A 22,581-nucleotide genomic window follows, 5' to 3' on the forward strand; every position below is an offset into this window, starting at 1 on the left:
ACCCGGCCACCCATAGAATAAACTTCCGTTGGGTGGCCGGGTGGGGGAGCGGGCCGGTGCCGCCATCACAACAAAAAAAGCGGCGCCGCCGGTCTGGACCGGCGGCGCCACAGGGCAGGGTGTCCTTCAGGGACTAGAAGTTGAAACGCAGGATCGCGGTGTAGCGGCGATCGTTCATGTAATAGCCGCGCGGCACCTGACGGATCCCGCCACCGATCGCCGAGATGACGGCGCTGGTCTTGGTGATCTCGTTGGTCAGGTTCACGCCCTGCACGCCCAGCTTGATGTTCGGCGTGATGGCGAAGAACATCGACGCGTCGAGCTGGCCGGTGCTTTCGTTCATGATCGGATCGAACGGCGTGATCACGTCGCGCACCGTCAGCAGCCATTCCGAACGCCACGAGTAAGTGAGGCGTGCCGAGAACGGCCCGATATCGATGAACGGCGTGATGTTGAAGGTGTGCTTCGACAGGCCCTGCAGCGGCAGGAGTGCCGTATTCACCGTCGTCACGCGGCCGGCGGCCACATCCGGGTCGGTCGCCGAGAGGGTGCTCTGCGGCACGCCCGAGGAGTCGACAAAGGTGTAGTTCGCCTGGAGGCCGAGGCCCTTCAGGAAGCTGGGCAGGAAGTCGTAGGTCTGCTGGTAGCTGACCTCGAAGCCCTTGATCTTGCCCGTCGCCGTCGAATTGACCGGCGTCGTCACGATCGCGGGGAAGGTTGCCCCCGCATTGGTGAAGTCACGGCGCACCGTATCGTTGGTGAGGACGCCATGCAGCTCCTTGTAGAAGGCCGAGAAGGTCAGCTGGCCGACATTCGAGAAATACCATTCCGCGGTCAGATCGAAGTTATCCGCGGTCGTCGGCAGCAGGTACGGATTGCCTGCGTTGAACGCGCCCTGGATCCGATAGCTGTTCGGAATGGCCGCACCGGTCGAGTCCACATTCTGCACCGTGCCGATCGACACGTTGAAGTAGTTGCGGATCAGGCCCGTCGCGGGCGGAGCCACGCCTGCGAAATAGGCCGCGCGGAACTGGAGACCGCCGCCCACTTCGAGCTTCAGGTTGATGCTCGGCAGCCAGTATTCATAGCTGGCGCTGACACTGCTCGGCACGACCGCCCCGTTCTGGAAGGCGCGGAACGCATCGCGGGTCGCCAGCGGGAAGGTGCACAGCGCAGGCGGGTTCTGGCCCACCGGCACCGATGCGCACTGCGCTTCGGTCGTGATCGAACCGGGGTTCGGGAAGGCAAGGTAGCCGCCCGCATCACGATCCGTCTTGGTGTAGCGCACGCCCGCCGTGCCGCTCAGCGTCCAGCCATTGCCGAACTCGCTGCGGAACTTGGCCTGGACATAGCCGGCATAATTCTGTTCGCGGATCGGGTTGATTTCACCCGGCAGGAACGGCGTTCCGGCCACCACGCCGCAGCGATTGGCGAGCGGATTCCATCCTGCGTTGCGCACCACGCCATCGGCGCAGCTGGTCGAGGTGCCCTGCCATTCGCGAGCGATCGCGGACGAGAAGGCGACCATGCCGGCATAGTCGTTGACGGTGTGGCCGCCGTAGAACAGCCGGGGCTGTCCGCCGAGCGGATTGGCAACCTGGCCACGGAAAAAGTTGTCGAAGCCGAAGGTCTCGCCGCCATAAGTGGTGCCGGAGGTGTGGCCGTTGGCATTGTTGCCGTCGACCAGCGTGTCCATCCAGATCGGGCCGTTATTGCCCCACTGCTCCGACAGCACACCCCAGTTATAGGTCGAGAAGCGCGAGGTCTGGTCGCGGTCCGCGTAGCGCGCACCGAACTGGACCGACTTCAGGAAATTGCTCTCCGGGAAGGCATAGTCGAAGTCGAGCCGGAAGGCGTCGGAATTGCCGTCGCTCTGCTCGATATGGTCCATCGCGGCGCGATAGAAGCTGTTGTACGGATCGGCGAAGCTGTTGTGGCCCGCGCCATAATAGGTCGGGTTGCCCGATCCGCCGGCCGGCTGGCCGGCGTTGCAGTCGAAGCCGGTGCCCGGCGGATTGGTCGCGTTGGTCGAGGGACCGTTGCAGACCTGCGGCGGGCCGAAGGTGACGCTCGGGAAGCCGTCGCCGTTCATCGTGATCGATGCGTTCTGGTAGGTCGACGCCCAGATCGTGTTGTCGAGCAGATAGGTGCTCGACTTCACATGCTGGTAATCGAACACCACGCCCAGCCGGTCGCTGGCGTTCCAGCGGATGTTCAGGCCGTAATCGTCGGTGACGAGCTTCGATTCCTGATCGCGGCGGATATTGTTCGACTGGAGGCCCAGCATCGGCACGCGGGCCGCACCGGTGTTCTGGTCGCCGCGCCAGCCGGTCGGGCCGGTGATGGTACCGCTCTGGAACATGCCGTCGGCACCGAAGCTCAGCGTGGTGCCGGCCGCGGCGCGCGAGTCGCCATTGCCCGCGACGTTGTCGGTCGCGATTTCCACGGTGTGCTCGGTCCAGGCCTGGCGCGCGTCGGAACGCAGGAACTGCGCGACGACTTCGACCGAACCGTCATTGCTCTTCCACTGCGCGGCTGCGGCATAGCCATAGCGCTCGCGGTTGAATTCCTGCGTGCCCAGCACGGCGCCGCGCGGGAAATAGACCTGACGCTGCGGCGTCTGGCCGCCGACATTGTCCACCACGTCGCCATCGGCATATTGGTTGCGGATGCGGAAGCTCGAAAGCTGGAAGCGGTCCGCGCGGCTCTTGAGCTGCGAATAGGAGAAGTTGGCGAGCAGGCCGAACTCGCCGATCGGCGTTTCCCAGCGGTTGCTGACCAGGATCGATCCGGTCGGCGTCGCCTTGTCGACGAAATCGCCATAATTGACTTCGAGCGAACCGGCGACCTCGAGGCCCTTGAAGTCGAACGGACGGCGGGTGCGCAGATTGACCACACCCGAGATGCCGCCTTCGATGCGGTCTGCGGTCGGCGTCTTGAACACGTCGACGCCGCCCAGCATTTCCGAAGGCACGTCGGCGAAGCTCAGCGCACGGCCGTTATTGGCGGTGAAGGCTTCGCGGCCGTTGAACTCGGAACGGACATAGGTGAGGCCGCGGACGACGACGCCCGAACCTTCGACCGAGAAGTGATCGGGATCGAGACCGGCCGAGAAGCGATCGATCGCCACGCCCGGGATGCGCTGCAGCGCTTCGGTGACCGAACGGTCGGGGAGGGCGCTGATATCTTCGGCGGTGATCGAATCGACCACCACGTCCGAATTCTTCTTCAACTGCTGCGCGCTCTGCAGCGAGGCGCGATAGCCCTTGACGACGATCGCCTCGCCTTCGTCTTCCTGCGCCGGAGCGTCCTGCGCCCAGGCAGGCGCTGCGACCGACAGGCACGCCAGCGCAGCCGCGGACACCCCTGCACGAAGCAGGCTGGCGCGGCTTTTGGCAGCGTTGTCAGACGAGTGCTTTGAATAGAGCTTGAGCATCAAGCCGTCCTCCCCTTTGTTTGTTAGCGCTATCAATTAGTCGCGCTTCGTTGTCCGAGTTAAGGTAACTGAGCTTTGGTCCGAAGATCAAGTCACCTTGTTGCAACATTTTCAAAAACGCATTTCCGTGACCAAAATGCAACGAGAAGGCCTACCCTGACAACGCAATCAGGGAAAAAGCACGGTTTTCTGCGCGCGTTGACGCTTCGGTCGAGGGAGCGCTAACAATCGGGAAAAGGGAGAGGGTGGCGCAATGCTGGTGAAACGCGTCCTGATCGTCGGCGGCGGAACGTCCGGCTGGATGACCGCGGCGGCGCTTTCGAACAAGCTCGGCGGCTCCGGAATCGCGATTCGCCTGGTCGAGTCGGCGGAAATCGGAACCGTCGGAGTCGGCGAAGCGACCGTGCCGCATATCCGCCATTTCAACGCGACGCTGGGCTTCGACGAAGCCGAGTTCATGACTCGCACCCAGGGTAGCTTCAAACTGGGCATCGAGTTCCGCAACTGGGGACGGATCGGCGATTCCTATATCCACCCGTTCGGCGTGTTCGGCGCGGATATCGGCGGCGTGCCCTTTCACCATCATTGGTTGCGGATGCAGGCCAGGGGGCAAGGCGGCGCGTTCGAGGATTATTCGCTGCCGATCCAGGCGGCCCGGCGCGGGCGGTTCCACCATCCCAATGAGGATCCGCGCTCGCTGCTCAACACCTTCAACTATGCCTATCAGTTCGACGCGAGCCTCTATGCGAAATTCCTGCGCAGCTATGCCGAAGCGCGCGGCGTCGTGCGGCAGGAAGGCAAAGTGGTCGATGTCGCGCTGAATGGCGAAACCGGCTTCGTCGAAAGCGTCACGCTGGAAGGCGGCGAGCGAGTCGAGGCCGACCTGTTCGTCGATTGCTCGGGCTTTCGCGGGCTGCTGATCGAGCAGGCGCTGAAATCGGGTTACGAGGAATGGACCCACTGGCTGCCCTGCGATCGCGCGATCGCGCTGCCGTGCGACAATGTCGGGCCGCTGGCCCCTTACACGCGCGCGACGGCGCAGAAATCGGGCTGGGTGTGGAAAATCCCGCTGCAGCACCGCACCGGCAACGGCCATGTCTATTCCAGCGGCTTCGTGTCGGACGATGAGGCGCTCGACACCCTGCTGGGCGAGATAGCCGCGCCGCCGCTGGCCGATCCCAACCGGCTGCGCTTCGTCACCGGCAAAAGGCGGCGTCAGTGGATCGGCAATTGCGTGTCGCTGGGGCTGGCAGCGGGGTTCCTCGAGCCGCTCGAATCGACCAGCATCCACCTGATCCAGCTCGGCATCGGGCGGCTGCTCGATCTGTTCCCGGCGCAAGAGTGGGACCCGGCCGACGCGGCCGAATTCAACCGGCTGATGGATCTGGAATATGAGCGCGTCCGCGACTTCATCATCCTCCATTATCACGCGACCGAGCGCGACGATTCGGAGTTCTGGAATTACTGCCGCACCATGACCGTGCCGGACAGCGTGGCCTACAAGATCGAGCTGTTCCGTGAGCGCGGGGTGGTGGTGAATTACCGTGACGGCATGTTCCTCGAACCGAGCTGGCTCGCCGTCTATCTCGGTCAGCGCGTGCATCCGCGTCATCCCGATCCGCTCGGCGACAAGGTGAGCGACGCCGATGTGACCGCGATGATGGAGGCGATGCGCGGGCGTTACACCCAAGCTGCCGAAGCCATGCCGACGCACGAGACGGTGCTGGCCCAACTCGCCGCGCAGGCCGCGTGATGGTCCGCGATATCGTCATTGTCGGCGGCGGCGTTGCGGGATGGATGAGCGCGCTGGCCTTGTCGCGTGGTCTGGCGGGCAGCGGGCGGCGGATCTCGCTGGTCGAGACCGAAGGACCGGATATCGGCACCGGCCCGTTCGGTCCCGCCGAAACCACGCTGCCCGGTTTCGCGCAGTTCCTGATCGAGCATGATCTGGACGAAGCCGCGGTGCTGCGGGCGTCGCGGGGCAGCTATTCGCTGGGTTCGGCCATTGCCGGTTGGGCGGGAGAGGGTGGCACCTGGTTCCTGCCCTTTGGCGAGAGTGGTGCGCCGATGGGGCCGGTGGCCTTTCATCAACTCGCCGCGCGGGTCCGTGCTGCCGGTCAGCCTTGCCGCCTCGCCGACTTCTCGCTCGCAGCTATCGCCGCGCAAGCGGGCCGCTTCGCCCGTCCGAGCAAGGACCCGCGCTCGCCGCTTTCGACGCTCGCCTATGGCCTGCATCTCGACAAGGCGGGGTTCGCTTCGCTGCTCAGGGCCGCCGCTCTGGAAAAGGGCGTGATCCTCCATTCGGCGCCGTTCCGGTCGGTGATGGTTACCGGCCAGGTCGAATCGGTCACGCTTGCCAGTGGCGAGGTGGTGACCGGCGATCTGTTCCTCGACTGCTCCGGCGCGCGGGCGGTGCTGGCGGGATCGCTCTCGCCCTTCGAAAGCTGGAAGCAGTGGCTTCCCTGCGATCGCGTGATCGAGGCCGCCGACGCGGTGGAAGGCGTGCCGCCGCCTTACACGGTAGCCGCTGCGCACGAAGCGGGCTGGCGCCGCACCGTGCCGCTGGCCGGCGGGCAGGGCGATGCGATCCTGTCATCCTCGGCCCATTCGGATATCGGTGGTACCGCGTTCGAGTCGGGCCGCCGCGCGCGTTTCTGGACGGCCAACTGTATCGCCATTGGTGCTGCGGCAGCGGTGGTCGAACCGATCCATCCTGTCGGCCTTCATGTCGTCCAGAGCGGGCTTCGCCGCCTGATCGCGCTGTTTCCGAACGACGCGGGCGGTCCCGAGTCGGCGGAATATAACCGCATCCTGCATGGCGAGGCCGATCGCGCCCGCGACTTCATCATCGCGCACTACAAGACCAATGGCCGCACGGGCGAGCCGCTATGGGACGATGCCCGCGCGATGGCCGTGCCCGACGAACTCCAGTACAAGCTGGATCTCCACGCCAGCCGGGGCCGCGTGCCGATGTATGACGAGGAAGTGTTCGACCGGCCCGACTGGATTGCCCTGTTCGATGGGCAGGGCGTCCGCCAGCGCCGTTACGACGCGCTCGCCGACACGATCCCCGAAGCCGCGCTGACCCAGCATTTCGCCCGCCTGCGCCAGATATTGATCGAGACCGCTAAGGCGATGCCCGGCCATGGCGAGGCGCTGAAATGAGCGATCCAATCCGCCAGGTCGTGATCGTCGGCGGCGGCACCGCGGGCTGGATGGCGGCGGCTGCACTGTCGAAGCTGGTGCCGACCGGCGTCGCGGTCACGCTGATCGAGTCCGACGCGATCGGCACGGTCGGGGTGGGCGAGGCGACCATCCCGCCGATCCGCAATTTCAACGGCCTGCTCGGCATCGACGAAGCCGATTTCCTTCGCGCCACCCAAGGGTCGATCAAGCTCGGCATCGAGTTCGTCGACTGGACCCGCGAGGGCCATCGCTACAGCCATCCCTTCGGCGAATTCGGCTTCGATATCGAGGGCGTGAAATTCCACCATTACTGGCGCAAGTTCTACGAAAGCGGCGCAGCAAGCTGGATCGAGGATTATAATCTCTGCGCCGTCGCGATGCGCGAGGGGCGCTACACGCCGCCGGTCGCAGACCCCGGCGATGCCCGCTCGCGCCTCAACTACGCCTATCATTTCGATGCCGGCCTCTACGCCAAATATCTCCGCGCCTATGCCGAGGCCCGCGGCGTGGTCCGTACCGAAGGCAAGGTCCTCGACGTCCAGCTGCGCGGCGAGGACGGCTTCATCGAAAGCGTGCTCCTCGAAGGCGACCGCCGCATCGCGGGTGACCTCTGGCTCGATTGCAGCGGTTTCCGCGGCCTCCTCATCGCCGGTGCGCTCAAGACCGGCTGGGAGAGCTGGAAACACTGGCTCCAGTGCGACAGTGCCATGGCCGTACCTTGCGCCAGTGCAGGCGCCGAGATCACGCCCTTCACGCGCTCCACCGCGCATGAGGCCGGCTGGCAATGGCGCATCCCGCTGCAGCACCGGATCGGCAACGGCTATGTCTATTCCAGCGCCGACATCAGCGACGACCGGGCCCGTGAGACCCTGCTCGCCAATATCGACGGACCGGCGCTGCGCGATCCCTTCATTATCCGGTTCGAAGCCGGTCGCCGCAGCGAGATCTGGGCGAAGAACTGCGTGTCGCTCGGTCTCGCATCGGGCTTTATCGAGCCGCTGGAATCCACCAGCATCCACTTCATCCAGACCGGCATTTCGAAGCTGCTGGCGCTGTTTCCCGATCGCGGTTTCTCGCCGGTCGAGCGCGACGAATATAATCGCCTGAGCATCCTCCAGCTCGAGCAGGTCCGCGACTTCGTGATCCTGCATTATCACGCCAACGAGCGCCGCACCGGCGAGCTGTGGCGCCGAACCCGCGAGATGGCGATCCCCGAGACGCTGCAACGCAAGCTCGACCTTTTCCGCGGCCGCGGTCGCTTCTTCCGCTACGAGGACGAGCTGTTCGCGGAATCGAGCTGGATCGCGGTGATGCTCGGCCAGAATGTCATGCCGCGGGGCTGGGACCCGCTGGCCGACGCGATCGATCCCGCCGACGTGACCGACAAGCTGAACCGCATCCGCGCTGCCTTTGCCCGCGCGGCGCAGGCGATGCCGCTCCACCATCTCTGGCTCGCGCAACAGGCGCCCGCCATTCCCGACATGAAGGTTCCCGCATGAGCGACGACAATCGTCTCCGCCACATCCTGATCGTCGGTGGGGGCACCGCCGGATGGATGACCGCCGCGGCGCTGGCGCGCTTCCTGACCGACGGTTTCACCAAGGTGACGGTGATCGAATCCGAGGCGATCGGCACGGTCGGCGTGGGCGAATCCACCATCCCCCAGATCCGCATCTTCAACCGGCTGCTCGGCCTCGACGAGGATGATTTCGTCCGCAAGACCCAGGCGACGTTCAAGCTCGCGATCGAGTTCGTCGACTGGCGCCGCATCGGCGACCGATATTACCATCCGTTCGGACCCTATGGCGTCGATATGGGTGGCGTGTCGTTCCACGCCTTCTACCTGCGCGCGCTGGCCGAGGGGCATGGCGGAAAGCTCGACGAATATTCGCTCCAGGCGCTCGGCGCAGAGGACGCCAAATTCTCACGGCCGGTGCCCAATGCCGGCAATTCGCCGCTCGCCGATATCGCCTATGCCTTCCACTTCGACGCCAATCTCTACGCCAAATATCTCCGCGAATATTCCGAAGCGCGCGGCTTGAAGCGGGTCGAGGGCCGCATCGTCGAGGTCAGGCAGCATCCCGAAACCGGCTTCGTCGAATCCGTGCTGACCGAAAGCGGCGAGACCATCGAGGCCGATTTCTACATCGATTGCAGTGGCTTCCGCGGCCTGCTGATCGAACAGACGCTGAGCGCCGGTTACGAGGACTGGTCCGAGTGGCTGATGAACGACCGCGCGGTCGCGGTACCCTGCGAACTGGGTGGATCGCTGCGTCCCGTCACCCGCGCCACCGCACGTCCGGCGGGCTGGCAATGGCGCATTCCGCTCCAGCATCGCCTGGGCAACGGCCATGCCTATTCGTCGGCCCATATGAGCGACGACGAGGCGACTGCGATCCTGCTCGACAATCTCGACGGCGCGCCGCTGGCCGATCCGTTCCGCCTGAAATTCACTGCCGGGCGACGCAAGAAGAGCTGGGACAAGAATGTCGTCGCCATCGGCCTGTCGGCGGGCTTCATGGAGCCGCTCGAATCCCAGAGCATTCATTTGATCCAGGTTGGTATCTCGCGCCTGATGACTCTGCTGCCCACCCGCGCGATGGGGGAGGCGGAGATCGGCCTCTACAATCGCTGGATGACGTGGGAATATGAGAAGATCCGCGACTTCCTGATCCTGCACTACAATGCGACCGAGCGCAGCGACACGCCCTATTGGGATCATTGCCGCACGATGCAGATCAGCGACTATCTCAAGGAGAAGATCGCGATCTTCAAATCCACCGGCCGCGTGTTCCGCGAGCATGACGAACTGTTCAACGACACCAGCTGGTATGCGGTGATGATGGGACAAGGGATCGCGCCGGGCCGTTACGACCCGGTGGTCGACGAAATGCCCGACGAGATGTTCCGCAGCCGCATGGCCGAGATCCGGCAGGTGACGCGCAACTCGGTCGACTGGATGCCGGGGCATTTCGAGTTCATCGAAAAGCATTGCAAGGCGCCGGAATTCGTGTGGCTGGGGCGGGGCTGAGGCCCGTATCCTTCCAAGCGAGTCACTTCCTGACAACGCTGGACATCGGGCGGCCGCCTCGCCATGATAGCGCTAACGAGAAATGCGGGAGAGATACCGATGCGCAGCGCCCTGCTCGCCGCCACGATGCTGTTGGCTGCCACACCCGCCTTGGCGCAGACCGCCCGGTTCGACTGGTTCGATTACAAAGGCAGTGATCCCGTCGATGCCACGCTGGCGCCCGGTCCCGGCGACTATCGCAACCCGATCCTCAGCGGTTTCTACCCGGACCCCAGCGTCACCCGCGTCGGCGACGATTTCTACCTCGTCACTTCCACCTTCAGCTATTTCCCCGGCATCCCGGTGTTCCACAGCAAGGATCTGGTGAACTGGACCCAGATCGGCAACGCGATCGACCGGCCCGGCCAGCTCGATTTCAAGAAGCTCGGCCTCTCGCGTGGCGTCTTCGCGCCGACGATCCAGCACAAGGACGGGACCTTCTACATCCTCAATACCTGCGTCGATTGCGGGTGGAATTTCGTGATCACCGCGAAGGATCCGGCGGGGCCATGGTCCGATCCGGTGTTCCTGCCCGATCTGAAATACGGCATCGATCCCTCGCTGTTCTTCGACGAGGACGGGCGCACCTGGATCATCAACAACGATACGCCGGCCGGTCCGCCGCAATATGACGGGCACCGCGCGCTGTGGGTGCAGGAGTTCGACCTCAAGACGCTCAAGACCTTCGGCCCGCGCACGATGGTCGTCGATGGCGGGATCGACATCAGCACGAAGCCGGTGTGGATCGAGGGGCCACACATCTTCCGCAAGGACGGCTGGTATTATCTGAGCGCAGCGGAGGGCGGCACCGCGGAGGGGCATAGCCAGGTTATCCTCCGCTCGAAGAACGTCACCGGACCCTACGTGCCCGGCCCGCGCAATCCGATGCTCACCCAACGCGATCTGCCGCGCGATCGTGCCCATCCGGTCACCTCGGCTGGGCATGCCCAGCTCGTCACTACGCCGGACGGCAAATGGTGGGCGACCTTCCTCGCGGTGCGCCCTTACGAAGGCGATTTCTACAATACCGGGCGCGAGACGTTCCTGCTCCCGGTCGAGTGGCAGGATGGCTGGCCGACGATCCTCGAGCGCGGCAAGCCGATTCCCTATGTTCATGCCCGGCCCGCGCTGCCCGTCCAGCCGAAGCGCGTCACCAGCGGCCCGATGCATGTCCGCGAGGCGTTCGACGGTCCGAAGCTCGGCCGCGAATGGATGATGCTGCGCAACCCGCGGAGCAATTGGTTCGGTTTCGACAAGGGCGCGCTGGTCCTGACCGCGCGGCCCGATGGCCTTGGCGACAATGCCAATCCCTCGTTCCTCGGCCGCCGCCAGCAGAACATGAATGCCACGGTCGAGACTGTCGTGCAGTTCACGCCTTCGAAGAATGGCGACCGCGCCGGTCTCGTGGCGCTGCAGAGTGACGACTATTGGGGGTTCGTCGGCATCGGCATGGAGGGCGGCAAACCGGTCCTGCTGGTCGAAGGCCGGGCAGGGGAGAAGGAACCCGCGGCGGGCCGTATCCTCGCCTCCGCTCCGCTGAACGCGAAGCCCGGCACGCCGGTCCGGCTGCGTATCGATGCCAGCGGCGCGCGCTATGAATTCGCCTACACGATCATGCCCGGCAAATGGACGCCGCTCGGCAGCATCGATGCGAAGAACTTCAGCACGAAGACCGCGGGTGGCTTTATCGGCACGACCTTCGGGCCGTACGCGAAGTCGGGACAGTGATGCTGCGTCGTGTGGCGCCGCTGGCGCTGGCGATCCTGCTTGCCGGTGCAGCGGAGCCCGTCTCGCCGATCCGCCTGAACCAGCTCGGCTTCGCACCGAACGGCCCCAAGCGCGCCATGCTCGCCAGCGATTCCACCAAGCCACTCGACTGGCAGCTCCGCGATGCGAGCGGCAAGGTCATCCGCTCGGGCAAGACCATCGTCCATGGCGCCGATCCATTGGCGGGCGAGGCTGTCCACATCATCGACATTTCCGCCTTCACCTATCCGGGCAAGGGCTACACGCTGCGCTCCGGCAGCTTTGTCAGCCGCCCGTTCGACATCGCGCCGAACACCCGCGGCAATCTCGCGAAGGACGCGCTCGCCTTCTTCTACCACCAGCGCGCGGGGGTCCCGATCGAGGCGCGCTATGTCGGCGCCAGATGGGCGCGCCCGGCGGGGCATGTCGTCGAGATCGCGCCCTGTTTCGCCGGCAAGGACCAGCGCGGCATCGTCTGGCCCGGCTGCGGCTACACGCTCGACGTGAAGGGCGGCTGGTACGATGCCGGCGATCACGGCAAATATGTCGTCAATGGCGGCATTGCATTGTGGACGCTCCAGAACGCTTATGAGCATCTGAAAAGCCCCGCCTTCGCCGACGGCAAGCTGCCGATCCCCGAGGCCGGGAACGGCGTGAACGACCTGCTCGACGAAGCGCGGTTCGAGATGGAATTCATGCTCGCCATGCAGGTGCCGCAGGGCACCAGGGCGCTGCTTCCCGTCGGCCATTTCGCGCGCGGTGCCAGCGTCACCCTCACCGAGGTCGACGCCTCGGGTATGGCCCATCTGAAGGTCGCCGACCGCAACTGGACCGCGCTGCCGATGCGCCCGGCGGACGACAAGGAGGATCGCCTCCTCTATCCGCCCACAATCTCGGCGACGCTCAATCTCGCCGCCACCGCCGGGCAATGCGCGCGGATCTGGAAGGGGATCGACGATGCCTTTGCCGCGCGCTGCCTCACCGCCGCGCGGCGTGCCTGGGATGCGGCGAAGCGCAACCCGGAGATCTATGCGACCGGCGATTTCACCGGCAGTGGTGGTTATGGCGACAATGACGTCTCGGACGAATTCTACTGGGCTGCGGCCGAGCTGTTCGCCACGACAGGCGCAGCCGAGTTCGGTGATTTCGTGCGCAAGTCGCCGCATCATGGCGCCGATACCGGCGAACCCGGCTGGCCGCGCACCGCGGCGCTCGGCACCATCGCGCTGGCCACGCTGCCGGAGGCTTCACCCGAGCGCGACACCGCGCGCGCCGCGCTGATCAAACTCGCGGATCGCTTCGCGGCCGTGCGCGAGCGGACCGGCTATCGCATCCCCTATGTGCCGTCCGGCTACCCTTGGGGATCGACATCGAACCTGATGAACCGCGCGATCGTGCTGGCCTATGCCTTCGACTTCACCCGCGACGCGAAATATCGCCACGCGGTGGTCGATGCGATGGACTATCTGCTCGGCCGCAACCCGCTCGATCAATCCTATGTCAGCGGTTATGGCGCGCGGCCGATGGCGCATCCGCACCATCGCTTCTGGGCACCCTCGCTCGATCCCGCGCTGCCCGGGCCGCCGCCCGGCGTACTGTCGGGCGGACCCAATTCCACCGGCATGGCCGATCCGGTGGCGCAGGCGATGAAGGGCAGGTGTGCGCCGATGCGCTGCTATGCCGACGATGTGAACGCCTATGCGCTGAACGAAGTCGCGATCAACTGGAACGCGCCTTTGTTCTGGGTCGCCGCCTGGCTGGACCGGTAGGGGAGGCGTAAGCCTCCCCCGTGGGCCTTAGTTCACGGTCAGCTTGCTGCTCTTCAAATCCACCGAATTCGGACCCGCCGAAATGGTGAAGGTGCCCGGCTCGACCACGCGCTTCATCTCGACATTGTAGAAGCTCAGGTCGCGCGGCGTCAGGGTGAAGGTCACCGTGCGCGTTTCGCCGGGCTTCAGCGTGACGCGCTGGAAATGCTTCAGCTCGATCACCGGCCGGGTGATGCTGGCTTCGTCGTCGCGGACATAGAGCTGGACCACCTCGTCGCCTTCGCGCTTTCCGGTATTGGTCACGTCGACCGACACGTTCACGCTGTCGCTGATGCCGATCGAACTGCTCGCCAGTTTCGGCGCCGACATCTCGAACGTGGTGTAGGACAGGCCATAGCCGAACGGGTAGAGCGGCTTGGTCTCGCCGAACAGGTAGCCGCGCCGCGCGGTCGGCTTGTGGTTGTAGAACATCGGCAGCTGGCCCACATCGCGCGCGATGGTGACCGGCAGCTTGCCGCCCGGATTGTACCGTCCGAAGATCACGTCGCCCAGCGCGTTCCCGGTCTCCTGACCCAGATACCAGCCCTCGATCAGCGCGGGCGCGTTCGCCGCCAGATAGTTGACCGAATAGGGCCGTCCGTTGAGCAGCACCACGACCACCGGCTTGCCCAGCGCGATCAGTTCCTGCGCCAGCCGGTCCTGCGGCCCGACCAGATCGAGCGTGTCCATATCGCCCAGATGGTTGTCGGCCCATGCCTCGCGGCTCAGCGCCTCGTTACCGCCCAGCACCAGCACGATGACGTCGGCATTCTTGGCGGTCTCGAGAGCTTCGGCGCGGAGGCGGTCGTTAGTCGCGGTCGGGGTCAGCTCCACCTTGTCCTGCGCCCAGACGCGATGCTCGGTGATGCGCACCCCTTCGGAATAATCGACCTGGAACTTGCCCTTGCCCTCGGTCTCCATCGCTTCCAGCACGCTAACGACATGGGTCGGCACATCCGAATAACCGCCGATCGGCGTGTCCTTCGCGTGCGTCCCGATCACCGCCATGCGGCGGATGCCGGTGACGTTGAGCGGCAGCAGGCCGTTCGCGTTGCGCAGCAGCACGATCGATTCCCGCGCCGATTGCCGCGCCAGCGCGATCGCATCGGGCGTGGCGGTCTTCTTCGCCGCGGTGCGGATATCGGCATAGGGGTTCTCGAACAGCCCTGCCTGGAACTTCATCGTCAGCACGCGGCGCACCGCGACGTTGATCTGTGCCTCGCTCACCCGGCCCTCACGGACCAGTGCGGCGAGATTGTTGAACGCCTCGCCATCGGGCGTCTCGACATCGACGCCGGCGTCGAGCGCGCGCACCGCGGCTTCCTTGACGTTGCCGAACATGCGGTGCCGCGTGACGGTCTCGCGGATCGCGAAATAATCGCTGACCACCGCGCCCTTGAAGCCCCATTCGCCGCGCAGCACGTCAGTCAGCAGCCAGCGGTTCACATGGCTGGGGATGCCGTCGATCTCGTTGTACGAAGCCATCACCGACATCACCGGAAGTTCCTTCACCGCGCGCTCGAACGGCGGGAAGAAATTCTCGCGCAGCTCGCGCTCGCTGATCTGGGCCGGGCCGACATTGGTGCCGTTCTCGGGCTGGCCGTGGCCGGTCATGTGCTTCAGCGTGACGAACACCTTGTCGGGCGCCAGCGGCAGGGTGGTGCCCTGAAAGCCGCGGATCGCGGCAAGGCCCATCTCGCTGACCAGATGCGGGTCCTCGCCATAGGTCTCCTCGATCCGGCCCCAGCGCGGATCGCGGGCAATGTCGACGACCGGGGCGAGCACCAGATTGGCGCCGCGTGCGCGGGCCTCTCGCGCCGCGACGGTGAACACCTGTTCGACCATCTTCGGGTTCCAGCTGCTCGCCAGCGCGATGGATTGCGGGAAGCTGGTGGCGCCCGGGGCGACCAGACCGTGCAGCGCCTCCTCATGCATGAACATCGGGATGCCGAGACGGGTATTCTCCACCGCCCATTTCTGTGCGGCGTTGATGTAGCGGGCGGTCTCCTCCGGGTTGCGATTGCCGATGCCGGCGGCTGCGCCCGCGCTGCCCGGGGCAGGCGGCGTCACGCCGCGACGGTCCGACGGGCGCGAGATCATGCCGAGGCCGTTGGGGAAGGCTGCGCTGGCCTTTGCCGGGTCGAAATCGCCGTTCGGGGTCTGGATGCGGTCCTTATGCTCCCAGATCGACACGAGCTGCGCGATCCGTTCCTCCAGCGTCATCCGGCTCAGCAGGTCCTCGACGCGGACCTCCACCGGCTGCGATGCGTCCTTGTAGAGCGGAACGCCGGCCTTGTTGCTGGCCTGAGCCTGGGCAGGGGCGGGCATCCATGCCGGGGCCATGGCGAGTGCTGCGATGGCAGCGAAGCAGGCAAGGCGGGCGCGGCGGCGGGCGTGGCCGGAAACGGTCATGGAATTCCTCTCCTGAATGCGGCGCTGGTGCCGTCTCTGATCCTGTGGATCGTTATGGTAGCGCTATCAACTATAGATGGCAGCGCAGCCGGGTCAACTCGGACAAGCCGGTTTCCCAACTTTATTGCATTCTCGGAGAGCGGCTCTTATTCCCCGCGCAGGAGGGCGATTTTCTTGAGCAAACCGAGCCGGCGTAGCCGAGGTACCGTTACCGTGCAGGATGTCGCGCGGGCGGCAGGCGTGTCGGCGATGACCGTTTCGAGGGTTGTCAACGGCGGATCGAACGTGCGCGCCACGACCAAGGCGGCGGTGCTCGAAGCGATCGAGAAGCTCAACTATTCGCCGAACAGCGCCGCGCGCAGTCTGGCCGCGGGCGAGGCGACGCAGATCGGCCTGCTCTATTCCAATCCCTCGGCAGCGTATCTCTCGCAGTTCCTGATCGGTGCCCTGGCCGCGGCCCGCCGCGCCGGTTGCCATCTGGTGCTGGAGGCTTGCGAGGGCGAGCGCGCCGACGAACAGGCCGAGGCCACGCGCCAGTTCGCTTCGACGTCGGTCGAAGGCGTGATCCTGCCGCCGCCGCTGTCAGAAGCCGCGCCGGTCCGTGCCGAACTCGAAGCTGCGGGCATCCCCTGGGTGTCGGTTGCGATGGGCCTGCCGCCCGAGAACAGCCTGAACGTCCGCATCGACGATTTTGGCGCCGCCTCGGCGATGACGCGGCACCTGATCGATCTCGGCCATCGCCGGATCGGCTTCATTCGCGGCAATCCGAACCAGAGTTCGTCTGCCGAGCGCTATCGCGGCTTCGTCGCGGCGCTGGAGCATGCTGGTCTCGACCTGAAGGAAATGCCGGTCGAGCAGGGCTATTTCACCTTCCGCTCGGGCATCGTCGCGACCGAGCGGCTGCTCGACCGCAAGGACCCGCCAACCGCGATCTTTGCCTCGAACGACGACATGGCCGCCGCCGCAGTGGGGGTCGCGCACCGCCGCGGGCTGCACGTGCCGCAGGACCTGACCATTGTCGGCTTCGACGATACCCAGCTCGCCACGACCGTGTGGCCCGAACTGACCACGATCCGCCAGCCGACCGCGGCGATGGCCGAAACCGCGCTCAACTTGCTGCTGGCCAGCCTGCGCACCCAGCGCATGCCCGACGGATCGGATCAGGACGAACAGATCCTCGACTACGAACTGATCGTGCGCGAATCCTCCGGGCCGCCGCCTGCTGCGAAGCGCGGCTAGCCGTTTCCCTTCGCCTTTTCGCGGATTCAATCGGCCTGAGGATAGGGTGCCGGTCTAGCGTCGGAAGCGGCTTGCTTTTCCTTGGATAGGCCGTACCGTTACCGCTAACACGCCCGGCGATACGGGCTGAGGAGAGGGGACTCGCAAATGAATCAATCCGCGGAGAGGACCAATATCGGCCTCGTCTTCGCGATCGTTGCGGTGGCAACGATTGGTGGCCTGCTGTTCGGATATGACAGCGGTGCCGTAAACGGCACGCAGCCGGGCCTGATCGCCGCCTTCGGGCTGGACGAGGCGGCGCTGGGCTTCACGGTCGGATCGTTGCTGATCGGCTGCGTCATCGGCGCTTCGCTGGCCGGCGTGCTGGCCGACGCGATGGGCCGCCGTGCCGTGATGCGGCTGGCCGCGGTGCTGTTCCTCGGCGGCGCGCTGGTTCAGGGTTTCGCGCACGATCACACCCTCTTCGTCATTGCCCGGATCATCGGCGGCATGGCGGTGGGTGCGGCATCGGTGCTGTCGCCCGCCTATATCTCCGAAGTCGCGCCCGCGAACATTCGTGGCCGGATGACCACGGTGCAGCAGGTGATGATCATCACCGGCCTGACCGCGGCGTTCCTCGCCAACTATTACGTCACGGCGTTGGCAGGCGTTTCGACCAACAAGATCTGGGCCGATATCGAGGCCTGGCGCTGGATGTACCTGCTGCAGGCGGTGCCGGCGGCGGTGTTCCTGATCGCGCTGTTCTTCATCCCGGAAAGCCCGCGCTATCTGGTCGCCAAGGGCCGCAACGACGAGGCGCTGGCGGTGCTGACCAAATTGTTCGGCGCCGGTGCGGCTTCGGCCAAGGTCGCCGAGATCCAGGCGACCTTCACCGAGCATCGTCCGCGCCTCAGCGACGTGCTGACGCCCGCGGGTGGTCGCGGCTTCCTTGGCGTGCGTTCGATCGTGTGGGTCGGCATCATGCTGGCGGTGTTCCAGCAGCTCGTCGGCATCAACGTGATCTTCTACTATGGCGCGACGCTGTGGCAGGCGGCGGGCTTCAGCGAGCAGGACTCGCTGATGATCAACATCGTCTCGGGCGCCGTGTCGATCGCGGCCTGCTTCGTGACGATCGCGCTGATCGATCGGATCGGCCGCAAGCCGCTGTTGCTGATCGGCTCGCTGGGCATGGCGGCGTCGCTGTTCGTGATGGTCTATGCCTTCAGCCAGGGCGGTCTGGTCGACGGCAAGCTGGTGCTTTCGCCCGAGACCGGCGAGATCGCGGTGTGGGCGGCGAACGTCTATGTGATCTTCTTCAACGTCAGCTGGGGCCCGGTGATGTGGGTGATGCTGGGCGAGATGTTCCCGAACCAGATCCGCGGTTCGGCGCTGGCGGTCGCGGGCTTCTTCCAGTGGTTCGCCAACTATGTGATCGCACAGGCCTTCCCGATCATGCTGACCACCATCGGCCTTGCCGCAAGCTACAGCTTCTACGGCGTCTGCGCGGTGATCAGCTTCTTCCTGGTCGCGAAGTTCATCAACGAGACCAAGGGCAAGGAACTGGAAGCGATGGAAGGCTGAGCCTTTCGGAGCTGCTATTATCGGGGGCGCGGTCTTCGGGCCGCGCCCCTTTTAACAGGATGACATGATGACGACCCGCACGCCCGCTCGCCCGTTCCGCTCCCGCGAATGGTTCGCCGCGCCCGGGCGGGCCGACATGGCCGCGCTCTATCTCGAGCGGTTCATGAACTATGGCATCACCCGCGACGAGCTGATGAGCGGCAAGCCGATCATCGGCATCGCCCAGTCGGGCAGCGACATCGCGCCGTGCAACCGCATCCACCTCGAGACCGTCAAGCGTGCCCGTGAAGGCATCCTCGCGGCGGGCGGCATTCCGATGGAGTTCCCGCTTCATCCGATCTTCGAGAATTGTCGCCGCCCGACCGCTGCGCTCGACCGGAACCTCGCCTATCTCGGTCTGGTCGAGATCCTCAACGGCTACCCGGTCGATGCGGTGATCCTGACCACCGGGTGCGACAAGACCACGCCCTCGTCGATCATGGCGGCCTCCACGGTCGACATTCCCGCTATCGTCCTGTCCGGCGGGCCGATGCTCGACGGGTGGCATGAAGGCGAGCTGGTCGGGTCCGGCACGGTCATCTGGCGTAGCCGGCGCAAGCTGGCGGCGGGCGAGATCGACGAAGCCGAATTCCTGCGCCGCGCGACCGACAGCGCGCCTTCGGCCGGGCATTGCAACACCATGGGCACCGCCTCGACCATGAACAGCCTGGCCGAGGGGCTGGGCATGTCGCTGCCGGGCTGTGCGATGATCCCGGCGCCGTATCGCGAGCGCGGGCAGATGGCGTACGAGACCGGCAAGCGGATCGTCGACATGGCCTATGAGGATCTGCGCCCCTCCAAGATCCTGACGCGGCAGAGCTTCCTCAACGCGATCAACCTGCTGACCGCGATCGGTGGCTCCACCAATGCCCAGCCGCACCTGATCGCGATGGCGCGCCATGCCGGGATCGATATCGGCCCCGCCGACTGGATGCGCGGATACGACCTGCCACTGGTGGTCAACATGCAGCCCGCGGGGAAGTATCTCAGCGAGCGCTTCCACCGTGCCGGCGGCATCCCCGCGGTGCTGACCGAGATGATCCTTGCCGGCCATATCGACGGCAGCGTGATGACTTGTACCGGCAAGACGCTGGCCGAGAATGTCGCGGGCCGCGAGGCGACCGACCGCGAGGTGATTTACCCGTACGATCAGCCGCTGATGGAGAAGGCCGGGTTCCTCGTCCTCTCGGGCAACCTGTTCGATCAGGCGATCATGAAGACCAGCGTGATCTCGCCCGACTTCCGTGCCCGCTATCTCTCGCGCCCCGGCGCCGAAGGGGTGTTCGAGGGGCGGGCGATCGTGTTCGACGGATCGGACGACTATCACCGCCGGATCAACGATCCCGCGCTGGCGGTCGACGCGGACTGTATCCTGGTCATCCGCGGTTCCGGTCCGCTCGGCTGGCCCGGATCGGCGGAAGTGGTCAACATGCAGCCGCCCGATCATCTGATCCAGCAGGGCATCATGAGCCTGCCGACGCTGGGCGACGGGCGCCAGTCGGGGACGTCGGACAGCCCGTCGATCCTCAACGCCTCCCCCGAGAGCGCGGCGGGGGGCGGGCTGGCCTGGCTGCATACCGGGGATATCATCCGGATCGACCTGAACGCTGGCTCCTGCAACGCGCTGGTCGAGCCGGACGAGATCGCCCGCCGCAAGGGCGAACCCGCGCCGCCGATCCCGGAGAGCCAGACCCCGTGGGAAGAGCTGTTCCGCGAGAAGACCGGGCAACTGGGCGAGGGCGGGGTGCTGGAATTCGCGGTCAAGTATCGCGGGACGAGCAACAAGGTGCCGCGGCATAATCATTGATTGCGGGTGCGTTGGTGTTCGTGCCGCGCTCAAGCAAATACCCTTCCCCAGCGAAGGCTGGGGTCCAGCTGCGAGACGTGCGCGGGAGAGCCATGCCCGTCGCTACGACCACCTTGGCAACTGGGCCCCAGCCTTTGCTGGGGAGGGTGATTAGAGTTTGCGGCTAGTATGTTTTACCCTTTCGGGGAAACAAGAGTCACAAGAGTCACACTGGCATGGCGTTTCTCGCGCGCCACGAACCTGCCGTTGGATTTTACCCCTCCGGAATAAGATCTTTGCCCAGATAGCGACATGTCAAAGAGCGGCCGGGCATGGACCCGGCGCGCGGAGTGCAGCAGCCGGAATCCAACATTGCAAGCGAACGGATCAGCCCGCGGCCATCCGCGCACGGGCAAGCTTCTGCAGCACGGTCAGCGGCATCGATCCCTTGGTCAGCACCGCGTGGAACGCCTTGGGATCCCAGCTTGCGCCTGCCTTGCGCCTGGCTTCGTCGCGCAGCTCGACCCAGACGGTGTGGCCGATCTTGTAGCTGCACGCCTGGCCCGGCCAGACCGTGTAGCGATCGATCTCGCCCTGGCTGCGGCCGCGGGCGATGCCGGTGGTAGCGATCAGATGGTCGGTCGCCTTCTCGCGGCTCCAGCGCTTGGCGTGCATGCCGCTGTCGACCACCAGCCGGGTCGCGCGGAACAATAGCGACTGGAGATAGCCGACCTGCCCCAGCGGATCGCCGTCATACATGCCCATCTCGTCGGCGAGCTGCTCCGAATAGAGCGCCCAGCCTTCGCTATAGCCCGAATAGCCGCCGCTGCGCCGGATCATCGGGATGTCGTCGCTTTCCATCGCCGACATGATCTGCAGGTGATGGCCGGGCACGCCCTCATGATAGCTGAGGGTGGCCAGCCCGAATTTCGGCCGGTCGAACGTGTCGCGCAGGTTGATGAAATAGATCGCCGGGCGCGAGCCATCGAGCGAGGCTGCCTGATAATAGCCGCCCGGCGAGCCTGCCTGGATCGCCTCGGGCACGCGGCGGACCTCGACCGGGGCCCTGGGTACCACGGCGAATTGTTCGGGCAGCCTTTTGGCCATGGCAGCGACCTGTCCGCGCAGCGTCTCCAGCAGTTCCTCGCGGCCCGGATCGGTGTTGGGGAAGAGCTGGTCCGGCCGCTTGTTCAGCTCGACCAGCCGATCGCCGACGCTGCCCTGGGTCATGCCCTGCGCCTTCAGGATCGTGTCGATCCGAGCGCTGATCTCCGCGACCTGTTCGAGCCCCAGACGGTGGATCTCGTCGCCGGTCATCGACACGCTGGTCGCGGCGCTGGCGGCGGCGGTGTAATAGGCTTCGCCATCGGGCAGGCGCCAGACGCCGGCATCGTGCGTGGCTTTCGCGCGCAGATCGGTAAGCAAGGCGCGCTGGCGGTCGAGCGCGGGGAAGACGCGTTCCGCCATCAGCTTGGCGACGGCATCTGCCCGGTCGGGCGGCAGGTTCGCGGCCTTCAGCTTGGCGGCCAGATCGGTGGCCGGGCCGGTGGCCTCGGGCGCCTTGTCACGCAGCGCCGCAACCTGTTTCAGCGTGGTATCGAGGATATAGTCGGGCGCGAACACGCCCTTGGCCGCATCCTCGCGCTGGCGCTCGGTTTCCGCCTCGATTGCGGCGGGAAAAGCCTCGATCCGCGCCAGATAGGCATCGGCATCGGCCGCATTGTTCACCCGGTGGGCGCCGCTGAGGAAATCGGGGACGCTGCGATAGGCACCCGAGAGCTGCGACAGCAGATAGGGCGCGTAATAGCCGCCGCTGGCGCCGAAGCTGAAGCGCTGGGCATCGAGCGTTCGCGTCAGTCCATATTCGACGACGTCATAGTCGAGCGCGGCCGCCTCGCCCAGCGCGTCGCGCGGGATCGAGCGGAGGGTCTTCAACTCCTGCCGGGCCCGGGCGAACCGCCGCTTCGCGCCGCCGCGCGAGGTGTCGCCCAGCTTCGAGCGGAGATGCGCGCGGGTGCCGGTATCCAGCCCCATCGACGTCGCCTGTTCGGGATTGTCGTCGAGCCGCGCGTAGAAAAAGCCGTCGAGCATCGCGCGCAGCTCGGCATCGCGATTGCCCTTCGTGGCGCTCGCCACCTGCGGGAATGCGGCGGTGGCGGCAATCAGGCTGGCCGAGGGGAGGGGCTTTGTCGACCGGGGGGGGCGTATCGTGCTTCAATCAATCCTCCCCCGGAGGGGGAGGTGGCAGCCGCAGGCTGACGGAGGGGTATTCTCCGCGGGCGATGTCGCCTGTGGAGAC

The 22,581-nt window shown here is 65.6% G+C and carries 12 protein-coding genes; 9 read left to right on the top strand and 3 right to left on the bottom strand.

All coding sequences use genetic code 11. The features are described from left to right. Positions 1 to 133: 133 nt before the first annotated feature. Complete coding sequence (locus P1X14_RS14930; RefSeq protein ID WP_277316180.1) at positions 134 to 3,436, bottom strand: TonB-dependent receptor; 3,303 nt, start codon at positions 3,434 to 3,436, stop codon at positions 134 to 136. Between the two features lie 253 nt (positions 3,437 to 3,689). On the opposite strand from P1X14_RS14930, the gene P1X14_RS14935 reads away from it, so the two are divergent. The 6 genes from P1X14_RS14935 to P1X14_RS14960 all read left to right on the top strand — a co-directional run bounded on the left by P1X14_RS14935 (position 3,690) and on the right by P1X14_RS14960 (position 13,207). Next, positions 3,690 to 5,189, top strand: a complete 1,500-nt coding sequence (locus P1X14_RS14935) for a tryptophan halogenase family protein (RefSeq protein ID WP_277316181.1) — start codon at positions 3,690 to 3,692, stop codon at positions 5,187 to 5,189. After that, the gene (locus P1X14_RS14940; protein ID WP_277316182.1) at positions 5,189 to 6,601 is read left to right on the top strand and encodes a tryptophan halogenase family protein; all 1,413 of its coding nucleotides are present in this window, start codon (positions 5,189 to 5,191) and stop codon (positions 6,599 to 6,601) included. Before P1X14_RS14935 ends, P1X14_RS14940 begins: the two co-directional genes overlap by 1 nt. Beyond that, positions 6,598 to 8,121: a tryptophan halogenase family protein gene (locus P1X14_RS14945; RefSeq protein WP_277316184.1), complete on the top strand. Its 1,524-nt coding sequence runs from the start codon at positions 6,598 to 6,600 to the stop codon at positions 8,119 to 8,121. The genes P1X14_RS14940 and P1X14_RS14945 overlap by 4 nt, the downstream gene beginning before the upstream one ends. Continuing rightward, the gene (locus P1X14_RS14950; RefSeq protein WP_277316185.1) at positions 8,118 to 9,653 is read left to right on the top strand and encodes a tryptophan halogenase family protein; all 1,536 of its coding nucleotides are present in this window, start codon (positions 8,118 to 8,120) and stop codon (positions 9,651 to 9,653) included. Before P1X14_RS14945 ends, P1X14_RS14950 begins: the two co-directional genes overlap by 4 nt. Before the next feature lie 99 nt (positions 9,654 to 9,752). Continuing rightward, positions 9,753 to 11,420, top strand: a complete 1,668-nt coding sequence (locus P1X14_RS14955; RefSeq protein WP_277316187.1) for a glycoside hydrolase family 43 protein — start codon at positions 9,753 to 9,755, stop codon at positions 11,418 to 11,420. Beyond that, positions 11,420 to 13,207, top strand: a complete 1,788-nt coding sequence (locus P1X14_RS14960) for a glycoside hydrolase family 9 protein (protein WP_277316188.1) — start codon at positions 11,420 to 11,422, stop codon at positions 13,205 to 13,207. Before P1X14_RS14955 ends, P1X14_RS14960 begins: the two co-directional genes overlap by 1 nt. A 27-nt stretch (positions 13,208 to 13,234) precedes the next feature. Here P1X14_RS14960 and P1X14_RS14965 read toward each other — a convergent pair whose 3' ends face one another. Further along, the gene (locus tag P1X14_RS14965) at positions 13,235 to 15,658 is read right to left on the bottom strand and encodes a glycoside hydrolase family 3 N-terminal domain-containing protein (protein WP_277316189.1); all 2,424 of its coding nucleotides are present in this window, start codon (positions 15,656 to 15,658) and stop codon (positions 13,235 to 13,237) included. 213 nt (positions 15,659 to 15,871) lie between these two features. On the opposite strand from P1X14_RS14965, the gene P1X14_RS14970 reads away from it, so the two are divergent. From P1X14_RS14970 to P1X14_RS14980, 3 genes are all read left to right on the top strand, one after another. Continuing rightward, complete coding sequence (locus tag P1X14_RS14970) at positions 15,872 to 16,897, top strand: LacI family DNA-binding transcriptional regulator (RefSeq protein ID WP_277316190.1); 1,026 nt, start codon at positions 15,872 to 15,874, stop codon at positions 16,895 to 16,897. Between the two features lie 147 nt (positions 16,898 to 17,044). Then, the gene (locus P1X14_RS14975; RefSeq protein ID WP_277316191.1) at positions 17,045 to 18,457 is read left to right on the top strand and encodes a sugar porter family MFS transporter; all 1,413 of its coding nucleotides are present in this window, start codon (positions 17,045 to 17,047) and stop codon (positions 18,455 to 18,457) included. Positions 18,458 to 18,524: 67 nt separating this feature from the next. Continuing rightward, the gene (locus tag P1X14_RS14980) at positions 18,525 to 20,303 is read left to right on the top strand and encodes an IlvD/Edd family dehydratase (RefSeq protein WP_277316192.1); all 1,779 of its coding nucleotides are present in this window, start codon (positions 18,525 to 18,527) and stop codon (positions 20,301 to 20,303) included. Positions 20,304 to 20,669: 366 nt separating this feature from the next. On the opposite strand, the gene P1X14_RS14985 is transcribed toward P1X14_RS14980, so the two are convergent. Then, the gene (locus P1X14_RS14985; protein WP_277316206.1) at positions 20,670 to 22,373 is read right to left on the bottom strand and encodes a DUF885 family protein; all 1,704 of its coding nucleotides are present in this window, start codon (positions 22,371 to 22,373) and stop codon (positions 20,670 to 20,672) included. Between the last annotated feature and the right edge of the window lie 208 nt (positions 22,374 to 22,581).

Origin of the sequence: Sphingomonas sp. AOB5 (assembly GCF_029433115.1) — a bacterium.
Taxonomy (GTDB): domain Bacteria; phylum Pseudomonadota; class Alphaproteobacteria; order Sphingomonadales; family Sphingomonadaceae; genus Sphingomonas.